This window comes from Acidobacteriota bacterium (assembly GCA_029861955.1).
GTDB lineage: Bacteria > Acidobacteriota > Polarisedimenticolia > Polarisedimenticolales > Polarisedimenticolaceae > JAOTYK01.
The window spans coordinates 19,185-31,509 of sequence record JAOTYK010000037.1; the positions used below are offsets into that span (position 1 = coordinate 19,185).

At 61.1% G+C, this 12,325-nt stretch carries 13 protein-coding genes and 1 pseudogene; 10 read left to right on the forward strand and 4 right to left on the reverse strand.

The genetic code is table 11. The features are described from left to right. The first annotated feature begins 59 nt into the window (after positions 1 to 59). Positions 60 to 563 (forward strand): GNAT family N-acetyltransferase, encoded by a 504-nt coding sequence (locus tag OES25_14860; GenBank protein MDH3628925.1) that lies wholly within the window; start codon positions 60 to 62, stop codon positions 561 to 563. Positions 564 to 659: 96 nt separating this feature from the next. Next, the gene (locus tag OES25_14865) at positions 660 to 1,313 is read left to right on the forward strand and encodes a YceI family protein (protein MDH3628926.1); all 654 of its coding nucleotides are present in this window, start codon (positions 660 to 662) and stop codon (positions 1,311 to 1,313) included. A gap of 62 nt (positions 1,314 to 1,375) precedes the next feature. Here the strand turns inward: OES25_14865 and OES25_14870 are convergent, their stop codons facing one another. Continuing rightward, a complete protein-coding gene (locus tag OES25_14870) occupies positions 1,376 to 1,711 on the reverse strand; it encodes a DUF6370 family protein (protein ID MDH3628927.1) in 336 nt (111 codons plus the stop codon). A 149-nt stretch (positions 1,712 to 1,860) separates the two neighbouring features. On the opposite strand from OES25_14870, the gene OES25_14875 reads away from it, so the two are divergent. The 4 genes from OES25_14875 to OES25_14890 all read left to right on the forward strand — a co-directional run bounded on the left by OES25_14875 (position 1,861) and on the right by OES25_14890 (position 6,250). Further along, complete coding sequence (locus OES25_14875) at positions 1,861 to 2,712, forward strand: class I SAM-dependent methyltransferase (GenBank protein MDH3628928.1); 852 nt, start codon at positions 1,861 to 1,863, stop codon at positions 2,710 to 2,712. Next, a complete protein-coding gene (locus OES25_14880; protein ID MDH3628929.1) occupies positions 2,709 to 3,812 on the forward strand; it encodes a hypothetical protein in 1,104 nt (367 codons plus the stop codon). The genes OES25_14875 and OES25_14880 overlap by 4 nt, the downstream gene beginning before the upstream one ends. 150 nt (positions 3,813 to 3,962) lie before the next feature. After that, the gene (locus OES25_14885) at positions 3,963 to 5,372 is read left to right on the forward strand and encodes a helix-turn-helix domain-containing protein (protein MDH3628930.1); all 1,410 of its coding nucleotides are present in this window, start codon (positions 3,963 to 3,965) and stop codon (positions 5,370 to 5,372) included. Positions 5,373 to 5,488: 116 nt separating this feature from the next. Further along, on the forward strand, positions 5,489 to 6,250 hold the full coding sequence (locus OES25_14890) for a hypothetical protein (GenBank protein ID MDH3628931.1): 762 nt from the start codon (positions 5,489 to 5,491) through the stop codon (positions 6,248 to 6,250). A gap of 79 nt (positions 6,251 to 6,329) precedes the next feature. Here the strand turns inward: OES25_14890 and OES25_14895 are convergent, their stop codons facing one another. Beyond that, a complete protein-coding gene (locus OES25_14895) occupies positions 6,330 to 7,235 on the reverse strand; it encodes a serine/threonine-protein phosphatase (GenBank protein MDH3628932.1) in 906 nt (301 codons plus the stop codon). A gap of 82 nt (positions 7,236 to 7,317) precedes the next feature. Between OES25_14895 and OES25_14900 the strand changes: the two genes are divergently transcribed. Continuing rightward, positions 7,318 to 7,746: a hypothetical protein gene (locus OES25_14900; GenBank protein MDH3628933.1), complete on the forward strand. Its 429-nt coding sequence runs from the start codon at positions 7,318 to 7,320 to the stop codon at positions 7,744 to 7,746. Here OES25_14900 and OES25_14905 read toward each other — a convergent pair. Next, a pseudogene (locus tag OES25_14905) lies at positions 7,743 to 8,543 on the reverse strand (DUF3179 domain-containing protein). The gene OES25_14900 and the pseudogene OES25_14905 sit on opposite strands and share 4 nt — an antisense overlap. A 334-nt stretch (positions 8,544 to 8,877) precedes the next feature. Between OES25_14905 and OES25_14910 the strand changes: the two are divergent. Together OES25_14910 and OES25_14915 are read left to right on the forward strand one after the other, a co-directional pair. Next, positions 8,878 to 9,573, forward strand: coding sequence for a hypothetical protein (locus OES25_14910; GenBank protein ID MDH3628934.1), 696 nt, complete (start codon positions 8,878 to 8,880; stop codon positions 9,571 to 9,573). Further along, positions 9,501 to 10,745, forward strand: a complete 1,245-nt coding sequence (locus OES25_14915) for a di-heme enzyme (GenBank protein MDH3628935.1) — start codon at positions 9,501 to 9,503, stop codon at positions 10,743 to 10,745. Before OES25_14910 ends, OES25_14915 begins: the two co-directional genes overlap by 73 nt. Here OES25_14915 and OES25_14920 read toward each other — a convergent pair. Next, positions 10,705 to 11,250, reverse strand: coding sequence for a hypothetical protein (locus OES25_14920; protein MDH3628936.1), 546 nt, complete (start codon positions 11,248 to 11,250; stop codon positions 10,705 to 10,707). The genes OES25_14915 and OES25_14920 overlap by 41 nt on opposite strands. A 232-nt stretch (positions 11,251 to 11,482) precedes the next feature. On the opposite strand from OES25_14920, the gene OES25_14925 reads away from it, so the two are divergent. Continuing rightward, a partial coding sequence (locus OES25_14925; protein ID MDH3628937.1) for a choice-of-anchor B family protein occupies positions 11,483 to 12,325 on the forward strand: 843 nt, incomplete at its 3' end.

Consider the following 12,325-nt stretch of genomic DNA (forward strand, 5'->3'; position numbering starts at 1 on the left):
TGCCCGGGCCCGGGTCAATCGGTGACGTACGAGGGGTGGCGGATCGATATACTTTCCGGGTGACGGTTCAGATCCAGTCGGCGACGATCGACCAACTTCCCGCCATCCTGTCGATCTACAACCAGGCCGTGGAGGAGCGGGCCACAGGCGACCTCCGCCCGGTGACGGTCGATGAGCGGATCGGCTGGTTCAACGAGCACGAACCTCGGCGCTACCCGCTCCGCGTGGCCATTCTCGAGACCGGCGAGGTCGTCGGTTGGGTGAGCCTCGGCGAGTATCGGTTCGGGCGAGCCGCCTTCCGACGAACCGCGGAGATCTCGTACTACGTAGACCGGGAACATCGTCGTCGTGGAATCGCGACGCAGTTGATCGATGACGCGACAGGACTCGCGCGGTCGCTCGGCTACCGAACCCTCGTCGCGCTGTTACTGGAATCCAACGACGCGAGCATCCGACTGCTGCGGCAGCACGGGTACGCGGAATGGGGGCGGATGCGCGCCACCGCCATTCACGACGGTCACGAACAAGATCACCTGTACTACGGGCGTCCGCTCGACGGGTAATCCGAGCCGAATCCCATCAGCAGGGGCGCATTGGCGTCCCAGGGGCTAGAATCGGTGAACTTTTCAATCCCCCGTAATGGGTTCAGGAGACACTCCATGAAGAAAACGATACCTGCCTACGGTCTGTGGTGCTTCGGTCTGACAATGCTGGTTCTGAGTGGGGTCGGTTGTTCGAACCCGGCCTCGAACGCCCCCGACGCGGAGGTCGGCGACGCGGTGTCGGTGTCGGATTCGAATCGCGGTGAAGCGCCAACCGGATTCACCTACGTCATCGACGAAACCTCGACCATCGAGTTCGTGGGGGCCAAGGTGACCGGGATCCACGATGGCGGTTTCGACTCGTTCGATGGATCGATCAAACTGATCGCAGACGACCCGACCCAGTCATCCATCGAGTTGAACATCGATGCGACCTCGATCTGGACCGACAACGAAAAGCTGACGGGACATCTAAAGAGCCCCGATTTCTTTGAAGTCGAGACCTACCCGACGGCCGTCTTTCAATCCACGTCCATCGTTGCCGCCGAGGACGGTGGATTTGACGTTACCGGCAACCTGAATCTACATGGCGTCGAGAAGAGCATCACGTTTCCGGCGACGATCGTTCTCGGTCATGGCACGGTGACCGCGACGGCCGAATTCTCGATCAAGCGGTTTGATTTCGGCATCGTCTATCCCGGTGCGAAGGACAACCTGATCAAGGACGAAGTGCTGATTCGCTTCAACCTGACCGCGACGCCGGCAACCTGAAACAAGTCGGGGCGGCGATCCGTCGGATCGCCGCCCCTTGTTCAAACAATCTGAGTCGAAGCTCAGGACGCTTCGACGGGCTCGATCACGGTGGCGACCAACCAGTTCTTGCCATCCTTCTCTTCGACAGTTCCCGTCACACGAACGGACGGCGTCGCCATGCAGACCTCGCCGAACTCGGCGTTGGTCTCGTTCGCTGCCAGGTAGTAGTAGACGGTATCGGCGTCGTCACTCTCGACGGCGAGGACGTTCTGGCATTTCTCGCGACCCTCTTCGTGAAGGGCACATTTCGCACACATCACCTTGCCTTCGATCGTCACGACCTCGGCGTCGCCGGCAATCGCCGCGCCGGAAATCACGAGACCGAGAATCATCGCAAGCAGTCCAATCTTCTTCATCGGTATCCCCTCTTCTTGTTCTTGTAGGTTGGAAGGTGTCTTTCGGCTACCGCCCATCGACCCATCAATTATATCAAGGTGCCGCGACCGCGCTACTTCGCAACCAACCCGCTTTGTCTGCTATAAAGTCCCGTCATTCGGGCAAATAAATGACTCAAGATCTTCTCGACAACTCACGCGACTGGAACGACGACGCGGGGCCACGCTGGGCCCGACACGCGGACGCGCTGGATCGTCAACTGTCCCCCTTCTCGCGTCGGATCATCGATGACGCCGGGATCCAGTCCGGCGATCAGATTCTCGACGTGGGGTGTGGCGCCTGCGGGATGTCGCTTGAGCTCGAGGGCCTCGTCGGGCCGACGGGTCAGGTCACCGGGATCGATCTCTCGAGACCGCTGCTGGCCGTCGCCAGGGATCGAGCCGCATCGACGGGAGCGACGCTGAGCCTTGTCGACGACGACGCCGAGACTCACCGGTTCGCGACGCAGTCCTTCGATTTCTGTGTCTCGCGATTCGGTTGGATGTTCTTCCAGGACACGTGCGCCGCACTTGTCAATCTGCGCGAAGGCCTGAAACCCGGCGGACGAATTCGCTTCGTCTGCTGGGGACCCCGGGAGGCCAACCCCTGGATCACCACGCCATTCGAGGCCGTCGCCGAGATCGTTGAACTATCGCCACCCGAGATTTCCGATCAACCCGGACCCTTTCGATTCGGGGAAGGCGAACGGGCACGCCAAATGGCAGAGGCGGCTAGATTCGTCGACGTCGAGCTGGTGCCCCTTAAAGGACGACTGCAGATCGGAGGGACGTCTCAGCGGGACGGGTTCGTGAACTTTGCCATGGAGATCGGTCCAGCGGCCCGCGCGTTGAAAGATGCTTCATCGTCGACTCGGGACCGCATCGAGCGGAGGCTGCGGGACCTGTTTACCGAGTTGCATGACGCAGACGGCGTCCGGCTCGGTTACAGCGCCTGGCTTCTCACGGCGAGGAACCCGGAATGAACGGGATAGCCCCGGAGCCCGATGCGCGCCTGGATCCACGTTTGCCCCGTGCAATCCGTACGGAGTTCCTACGCCTGCTCGAGGCGGGCGTCCCCCTGCGCTCTGCGGGCGAGGCGCGCCAAGACCCCGACAGCCTGCTGGACGGAGGCTACCTTCCGCGTCATCGCCTTTCGTTGTTCGGTACGACCGTTTACCTGACCGCGGCCCGACAGAATCCGGCCATCCGATTCTTTGTCGCCTACCTGCTGCACGGATCGGGAAAGTCCCGCGCCCTCTACCCGCGAATCCTCTACAAGGACGTCTCGTTGGTCTGGCGCGTCGCGTCGCACATGATCGCAAGCGATAGGGAATTCTGGATCGGCAAGGGAGACGTCCGGGTGATCCGTCGTGGCGATCACGAGACGGTCCACAGTCTCGAGGCGACGACGGACCTGCCGTACGAGATGCAGGACGCCCTTGAACGCCTCAATCGAGACGCCGGCAAGGTCTCCCAGGACGAAGAGTCGTTGTACCTGATCCTGAAGAACGCTCCGGATGACCGGGTCGAACCTTACGCGGATTTTTCGACCCCGCGTCGACGGGCGACCGAGCGCTACGGACGGATCAACGGGGGGCGACGGGTCGCCCGATTCACACGTCCGCGGGACCCCTCCTCGCTGAAGTTTGCCGACGGGTACGAGCCCGACTTGAAGGACGGGATCTTCTCGATCAGCCATCTGAACAGTCGGCTCTACGGTGGCGCGCTGGCTCGCTATCGGATCCTCTCGACCAACCGGATGATTCAGTACCTGTTCATCGCCGGACCTCGCCATGTCTGGATCGTGCCTCCGCAGACGATGAGTCGAGAGCTCTCGAGCTATGGCGTACGATTGCTGGACGTCGAGGCCGATGAGGATCTATTCGTCCCCGGCTTCGAGTATCACTACCTCGATCACGACACCGACCCCCCGACACCCTTCAGCCAGATCCCCGAGGGGTTCGCAGGGCCCACCCATCCGTCCGACGCCGATCGCGCGGACGCCTCACGCTGGCTGAATCGGATCCCTGTCATCCGGAAGTTCCGACGGCGGATTGCAAGTACGAGCGCCACGAGCGAGTAGACTCGTCGCGTTGACCGGCAAGAAGCAAGAGACCGTCCTTGTTATCGTGCTCTCCGCGCTGACCGCGGCCTTCGTGTTCTTCACGGTTCGTCAGGCCGGGTTCATCGCCGGCCCGTCCTAGCGGATGCGGTGGGTCGTCTACATCCTGTTGTGGGTCGTGGTCGTCGTCCTCCGACAACAGATGTACTTCGTGTCGGCGGGTCCCAAGCCGTTCTAGCGATTCAAGACCCTCCGGTTTCCGTTGTTTTTGAGGGGGGTTTCCGTTCCACAACCCGATTTGAGATTTTTTTCGTCTCGTCTCCCGTTTCGCGGTCTATTCCTATGAACGGACGAACGAAGTACGGATCGAATCACGCGCCAGATGCAGGGGGGAGACATATGGGCGTGCCAGAGCAGGGATTTGACGGACGAACGTTCGGGAAATACCTCCGCAATGTGCGGACCTCCCGCAACCTGTCGTTGGACTCCGTCGAAGAAATGACCCACGGCTACCCGGAGCCGGTGACGAAGTCGCATCTGTCTCGAATAGAGAATGGGCGCGCGGCGCCTAGCTTTGCGCGGATGTACGCGCTCAGTCAGATTTACGGGATTCCGATTTCGACTCTCGCAGAGAGGTTCGAGATCGATCTGCATCGGGGAATGCATAGCGAAGTCGAGGAGATGCTTGCCCCGAGCGTTCTCAAGAAAGCGCTGGCCGATCTTCACGACTCCGGTGAAATGCTCCGGGGGCTGGTCCTTGCAACGACGGCACTGGAACGGATTCGAAACTCATCTAGTAAGAGTACCGATCCGGGCATTATCCATAGCCTCCGGTTTCACAGATTGGTGTTCCTGTCTCGATTGGAACGATACGAGACCGCCAAGATCGAGGCGGAGCAGATGCTTGGGGAACTGGACGACTCCGCCGATGAGGTTCTTCGGTTCAAAGTTCTTCGTTGTTTCGTCCTTTGCTCATACGAACTTGAGCGATTCACCATCGCGAAAATGGGTCTAGAAACGCTACGCGAACGGCTGGATCGCGTTCCGCTTTCGCTTCGCGCGCATTTTGCGAACCTCAGCGCAGGGGTTGCCCACAAGCTGGGCGATCCGAGAAGCGCAGCAGTGGAGTATCGTGACGCCTGTCGAATGTTTGAAGAGACCAACGACTTCCACAATAGCTACGTCGCAACATTGAATCTCGCGCAAGCATACGTCGATATGGGAAAGACGCGCGAGCCGGCCAAAATACTGAATCGAATCCTTCAGGACTGCGAAAGACACGGGTATCAACGATTACAGGCACTCGCTCTCAGTCTCTTGTGTGTCATCTACATGAAGAGTGGGGACCATGAGCCCGCTGAATCTTACGCGATGAGATCGAACGCGATCGCCCGACCGCGAGAGTTCGTAACGATCGTGTTTCGGAATTGCTATTACCTACGCAAGATTGCCCAAGACAGAGATGATGATAAGAGCATTCGCGGCTTCGAGCGTAGCTTGAAAACGCTGCTAAACAGAGCCGACCAGAGCATGGACGTCGTTCAGGCGTTCCGGCGCGAAATCGGAGGTGAGTCCCGATGAACGTTCACAAGGTCTTGGAGAGGCTACTCGGTCTTGTCGTTCTTGTTTTCAGTTTGAGCACTGCAAGCGCTGATGTCGCGATTGTTCAGTCCACAGGAGGGCCAAACTATCCAATCGTGTCGACGATCATCGAAGGCACCGACCCTGTCGGAACCTGGACCCGAACGATCGATTCGCCCTACCTCGTCCACCTCAACCAGAATGGCGACGCCAACGGGGATGGCCGACCCGCAGTCGTCCATAGCCGGAACACGGGAAGAACTGCCGTCGCATGGGCGTCAAATAACGGGTCGGACTTCGATGTTGTCGTGTCGGTTTTTGACAACGGTTCCTGGAGTACGCCCGTGATCGTCGCCGGCGGCTCTTTCGATCAGCGGGATCCTCAACTGGCGATAGACCCTGCGACCGGAGATCTGCACGTGGTGTTCTGGGAAGACGGGACGACCGAGCGAGTGTTTCACGCTTCTGGCGACCCCACAGGGCAAGCGTGGAGCACGCCGACCGTGGTCTCGGAACCCGGGGACGTCGCTGTCCGACCGTCGATCGCGTATCACCAGGGACAGCAGACCATTGCCTACGAATCTCACAATTTCGGGATCGAAGGCCTTCCCAAACTGATCGTGGTCGCAACGAACGTCGGTGGAAGTTACTCGTACGAAATGCTTGTAGGCACCCAACGATCCGGGTCGTGCGCCATCGAGGTTCACAGCTCAAACACAACAATCTGGGTCGAATGGATTGACGCCGAAGGACAGATCGGATGGCAGCGTCGGTCTGGTTCGGGAAGTTGGGAATCGACACAATTCGAGTCGTACAGCGATGCGGTGGATCTTGAATACCATGTTCGACGTCGAATCCAATCGACGGCGACTCAATAGTGAGGGGGGACAGTGGCATGAAATGGCAAGAACACGGTTGGGGCGGCGGTAGGCGCCGGGTGTTCCCGCAAGCGCGCGACTACTGCGTCCTCTGAATCACCACGGCGCTAATGTCGTCGTCCCGGGTACCTTCGGCCAGCAGTCCTTCCTCCAGCCGCTCGCAGATGTCGGCGGCGGTGTAGTTACTGCACTCTGCCAGGATCTTCTCGACTCGTTCCGGGAAGAACTTCCCGTCATCGTGCTCGGTAAACCCGTCGGTCACCAGCAGCAGTAGGTCCCCCGGAGCCAGCAGGCTGATCTCGTTGACCGAGTACGCGTTCTTGCCCACAAAGGTCGAGTCGGGCGGGTCATCCAGGTCGTCCTTCGGCGGAAGGAGCCCGACCGGTGGAAACGAGACGACCCGATCGCCGCTGATCTCGACAATTTTCCCGTACTCCCTGGAGAAGACCAGCGGCAGTTGATGGCCGGCAGAGATGAACCGGAACCGACCGCCCTCGGAGATCTCGCCGTAGAGCATGGTGAAGTACTTGTTGACGGCGGTGGTGCGATAGAAACGCGTGTTGAGATGTTCGAAGATCCGCGTGGTGATCTCGCCGTAGCGATCCAGCTCGTAGTGGACACCCACCAGGAACGCCTGGTGCAACATGGCGGCGATCAGTGCATCGGTCATGCGATGACCGCTGACATCGGCCAACATCACACCGGCTCGATGCTTCAGATGCTCCAGATTTTCAACGACCTCGTCGCGACCCCGCGCACGCGCGCGCCCCAGACGTCGCTCGAGGCTGAATCGCTTGGGGAAGTCGATATAGATCAGGTGATCGCCGCCGATCACCTCGTACAACGGCTTCGAAAAGGCGGCGATATCGATCCCTTCGACGTCGGGGACCTCGCCGGGCGATGGGCGCAGGTGCGTCGCGATCTCGCGAAAATTCGCGATCTCGTCGGCCAACCGATCAAAAGTTCCCTGAGATTCGTCGCTCATGGTCCATCCTACGCCGCCACATCGCGAAGGATAGCAGGAGTACCCGGTCTGCCGTTACCATGGATGGGAGAAACGAGGCGTCATGGATCAACATCCTTCAGAGGTCCCCAGCGACCAGGTTCGAAAGGTCGTCGAACGGACCGGCATCCTGCAGAAGATGAACGGGCTGCTCCACCTGTGGACCGGGATCACGGTGCTGGGGCTGGACTGGCTTCTCTTCTCGGAGACGCTGATCACCTTCGGGACGGCCCTGCCCATCATCATCCCGGTGGGATTTGTGGTGACGGCGGCGGCGACCTTCGCGATTCAGAAGCGGCTGAACGGCGACTCGACGCTCGCCAGCCTGGTCAAGGCGGCGCTGTGTGGAGCGGCGGTGGCCGTTCCGTTCCCGATCTTCGGAAGCCTGCTGGGAGCGGCGATCGCCTCGATCTCCGGTCTGAGCGCCGTGATGGCCGACCCTCAACGAGCGTCGACCCCCAACCAGATCGAGAAGAGCGGCGAGCCGGACTAGGGGCGGCGCTTCATCGTCAACGAGAGGGTCTGGACCTCGTCGTCGCGGCTGAACTCGATCTCGATCGAATCGCCCACCGACAGCTCGGCCATCGCCACGTACAGGGATCGTCGGTCTTCCAGCGGCTGCCCACCGACGGCCTGCAGTCGATCGCCGGGACGCAGACCGGCAAGCTCAGCCGGCGAGTCTTCGAATACCCGCTCGATCACCGGGAACGATTCCTTCCGCGACAAGCGGAAGCCACTCCAGGGTCGCTGCCAGTAGTCGGCATCATCCTCGGTCGGCAACAGCACGAGGGAGTCGGGGTTCTCCACGAGCCAGGTCCCCAGACGGATCGGAGCGGGTTTCTCAACGAACGGAAGGGACGAGCCACGTCGGACGCCGCCGACCGCCAACAGGTCGTCGTTCTCGCCGGGATACCAGACCGACTGGGTCGCACGGTCATAGAGGACGAAGGTGTGGTCCAACGTGTAACCGGCGGTCCCGAACGCTGCCTGCTGTCCATCGATCTCTCGGGTACTAACTGCACCCAGTTGGACCAGCGGTCACCAGAAGACGGCGTAGGGCTCGCCCTCGAAGTCGTCGTTGACGACCTCGTGGCGGTCCAGGACCTTGACCGGATAGGCCTTGGCGACACCGTTCAACGAGACGCCGAGAACCCGCGTCTGATGGCCGACGCCCCGTTCGGCCAGCAACGGATCGTCGTGCGCCACGAAGACCGGCTCGTCAACCGGCGGAATCTCATCCTTGCCGATGCCGAATTGAAACCGGCGAGGATCGACCAGACCATCGGTCATGTCGAACCACTCGACGTTTCCTGCTTCGTCTTCGCCGGCCCACAGGAGGGTCTTCCCGCCGTCGGTGACGATGGGACGCTCATGCCGATCGGGGATCGACTGAAGATCGACCTCCGCCTGGGTCTCCACAGGAGAAACTGCCGTCTCCTGGCAGCCCAGAGTGAGGCAGCCGGCTACAAACACGCAAAGACAGGTGATTCGGACCATCGGTCCATCATAACCTGAACCCCCCTGGGTCCTGTGACCCCCGGGGGGTGGGACGGATCCGAGCGGTTCACCATGACGCTGCGGCGAATCCGATGTAAGCTCCTCGCTTACCTGTTTGGGAGGCACCATGTTGAAGATCGATCGCCTGAGAGTTCTGTTCGTCGTCCTTCTGGCCCTTACCGTCGTCACGGGCGTCATGGCCGCCGGAGGCTCCTCAAAGCCACAGCAAACAGAGCCCACCGACGCCGAAGAAGAGCTCGAGCTGACCCCGGAACAAAGGGCGGAGCAGCGATACAACACCGGCATCTCGATGCGTGATCGCGCGTGGAAGCTTCAGAAGAAGGCCGCGGACGCCGACGATGCGGCGAAGGCCAAGATCGAAAAGAAGATCGCGAAGTCCTACAAGAGTGCCGCCCGCGAGTTTGAGCAGGCTGTCGCCTTGAAACCGGACTTCTATCAGGCCTACAGCAGCCTCGGTTACTCCCTTCGCAAGATCGGCGACTACGAGAATTCTCTGGTGGCCTACGGCCACGCGCTGGAGATCGAACCGGGCTACACCGAGGCGATCGAGTATCGAGGCGAGGCTTACCTGGGATTGCACCGTCTAGACGAAGCGAGAGCCGCGTACCTCCAGCTCTTCGACATCGACCGCGCCAAGGCCGACGAACTCATGGAAGCGATGCACGAATGGCTCGAGCATCACGCCGCCGGTTCGGGGCTCGCCGCCGAAAGTGTCGACAGTTTCCGCGGATGGGTCGCCGAGAGAGCCGAGATGGCGACGCAGAACGCCAGCCTACGTACGGGGCAACGCTCGAACTGGTAAGCGGTCGCCTCATCCCGACATCGATCCTGTTGGCCCTGGGACTCTCCTGTGGACACGGGTTTCGTGTGCCACAGCCGGTGATTCCACAGCCCGTAACCGAAGGCTGGCAGTGGAACCTCCCTGCGGGCTTCCCGCCTCCCCCGGTTCCGACCGACAACCCGATGTCGGCGGTCAAGGTCGAGCTGGGCAGGCGTCTGTTTCATGACCCCCGACTCTCCGGCAACGGAACGTTGTCTTGCGCCAGTTGTCATCGACCGGAGTGGGCGTTCACCGACGGACGCGCCGGTGCCATCGGCTCTACCGACGAGGTCCATCCACGCAGCGCCATGAGCCTGGCCAACGTCGCCTACAACGCCACCCTCACCTGGGCGGACGAGACCGTGGTCACCCTGGAGCAACAGGCCCACATTCCGTTGCTCAACGAGGATCCCGTCGAGATGGGGGTGACGGGGTCCGAAGAGCCGGTTCTGACGCGGATTCGGAATGACCCCGACTATCGTCGACTGTTCCGCGAGTCGTTCTCGAAAACTGCCGATCCCGCAGTCGTCGATCTGGACCGGATCACCCGGGCGTTGGCGGCGTTCCAGCGAACCCTGATCTCGGGACGGTCGCCCTATGACGACTACCTGTTCTACGACAACCCTGAGTCCCTGACCGACAAGGCTCGACGCGGGATGAGGCTATTTTTTTCGCCGAGGCTCCGCTGCTCCGAGTGTCACGAAGGCCTGACGTTTTCCGGACCGGTGCGAACCGGCGAGGATGCTTCGCAGGTTGAACCCGTCTTTCACAACACGGGTCTGTACAACGTCGATGGCCGAGGGGGCTACCCCAAACGAGATCGCGGATTGTTGGACAGGACCGGGAACCCGGCTGATATGGGTCGATTCCGCGCGCCGACGCTGCGCAACATCGCCGTGACGGCCCCCTATATGCACGACGGTTCGATTCCGACGCTCGCCGCAGTGTTGGATCACTACGCGGCCGGGGGACGTCGGATCGACGAAGGGCCCAACGCGGGAGACGGCTCGAGGAATCCGTTGAAGGCTGCGCAGCTGACGGGATTCACCCTGAGCGAGGCAGAACGAGACGACGTCATCGCGTTTCTGGGCTCGTTGACCGACGAACGGTTTCTTAACGACCCGCGGTTCCTCGATCCTTTTGCCGAACCGTGAGATACCAGCGATCGGCGATGGGACGGAACACCCCGTACTCTTTCTCCCGGACGATCGTGCGGTTCGCCTCCAGGACGGCGTCGTCCGTCGTGTGGCGAGGCGGGGTCTCGCAATACGCGTACGCCATGTAGGTGCCGTATAGGTCGGTCAGGACGTAGCTGATGCAGGGGTCGCCGGTCGAGAAGCGTGTATCGGCGGCAGAGATACCCATGGCGTGGAGCCGTTGGCCGATCTGCTCCTTCTCCTCGGTCTCCTGCGGGCGTCTGGGCTCGTGGGCCTCGAACACCGCGAAGGCTTCCGGGTGCCGATCCCTGGCTTCCAGCATCAGGGCGTTGACCTGATCCAGCGGCTGGCGGATCTCAGCGAATCGTTCGATCAACTCGGATTCGGTGGGAAACTCCCGCCCGGCACTCATCCTCCAGAGGAAGACGAACGACACGATCAGCCCGGCAACGATCAGGGCGATAGCCAGGGTCAGACCGACCCGAGCTTGACGGGGCTGCATGTGCGTCTCCGCAGATATGGGGAACCGGTCGGGCATTATACCGCCGGAGGCGGGGGGAACCGCCCGGGAGGGCGTATCCTCTGGCCGTTCCGGGGATTCTTGTCGAGCCTGCTCGTTATCCGTCTCCCGATTGAAGCATCTATTTGGCATGGCCCCCGATTGACAGTACAAAGGATGCGGGTGGATGGGTGTGTCCGGGTCGGCGCACCAGACAGTCCATACACAGAGGGGCATGACCTTGTTGACGCGCCAACACCGGTCTGCGGTGATCTTCAGCCTGACCGTCGCAATTTGTTTGCTGTTACCGGTGTTCTCCTTCGCCGCCAAAGACGGAGACTCGCCCGCCGACTCTCTACGGGATCGGCAGATACGGGACCAGCGGCGGGCCGAGCGGACGGATCTGTTTCTGTCTCAGCAGCACGCCCCCCAGCGCCTGGAGCGGTTGCCGGCGACACCCTGTGCGGGTGGGTTGGCCAGCACCTACCCCTGCGACTCGGTGGACCTGCTGACGTTCATGCCGTTGTCATCGATCGGTGGCGGCAGCGGCAACGACATCTGGGGTTGGACCGACCCGATGACGGGCCGCGAGTACGCGCTGATGGGTCGCACCAGCGGAACGTCGTTCGTCGATATCACGGACCCGCTCAATCCAATCTATCTCGGCAACCTTCCGCCCAACGGAGCCGATTCGTCGTGGCGCGATATCAAGGTCTATGCGGATCATGCCTACATCGTCAGTGAGGCGCCTGGCCACGGCATGCAGATCTTCGATCTGACCCAACTTCGTACGGTGGTCACGCCTCCGGTGACGTTCTCCAATACGGCGCACTACGACGACTTCGGCAGCTCACACAACATCGTCATCAACGAGGACACCGGCTTTGCCTACTCCGTCGGGACGACGACCTGTAACCAGGGACTCCATTTTATTGACCTGTCGGATCCGGTCGTTCCGGTCTTCGCCGGCTGTCACATCGAGACCATCTACACCCACGACGCCCAGTGTCTGGTCTACAACGGTCCCGACCTTGACCATCAGGGTCGTGCGATCTGCATCAACTCCAACGAGAACCGC

Bases quoted from the DNA above. Each gene is read 5' to 3' on its own strand.
- OES25_14865 (MDH3628926.1), top strand. From the start codon at position 660: ATGAAGAAAACGATACCTGCCTACGGTCTGTGGTGCTTCGGTCTGACA.
- OES25_14870 (MDH3628927.1), bottom strand. From the start codon at position 1,711: ATGAAGAAGATTGGACTGCTTGCGATGATTCTCGGTCTCGTGATTTCC.
- OES25_14875 (MDH3628928.1), top strand. From the start codon at position 1,861: ATGACTCAAGATCTTCTCGACAACTCACGCGACTGGAACGACGACGCG.
- OES25_14880 (MDH3628929.1), top strand. From the start codon at position 2,709: ATGAACGGGATAGCCCCGGAGCCCGATGCGCGCCTGGATCCACGTTTG.
- OES25_14895 (MDH3628932.1), bottom strand. From the start codon at position 7,235: ATGAGCGACGAATCTCAGGGAACTTTTGATCGGTTGGCCGACGAGATC.
- OES25_14900 (MDH3628933.1), top strand. From the start codon at position 7,318: ATGGATCAACATCCTTCAGAGGTCCCCAGCGACCAGGTTCGAAAGGTC.
- OES25_14910 (MDH3628934.1), top strand. From the start codon at position 8,878: ATGTTGAAGATCGATCGCCTGAGAGTTCTGTTCGTCGTCCTTCTGGCC.
- OES25_14915 (MDH3628935.1), top strand. From the start codon at position 9,501: ATGGGTCGCCGAGAGAGCCGAGATGGCGACGCAGAACGCCAGCCTACG.
- OES25_14920 (MDH3628936.1), bottom strand. From the start codon at position 11,250: ATGCAGCCCCGTCAAGCTCGGGTCGGTCTGACCCTGGCTATCGCCCTG.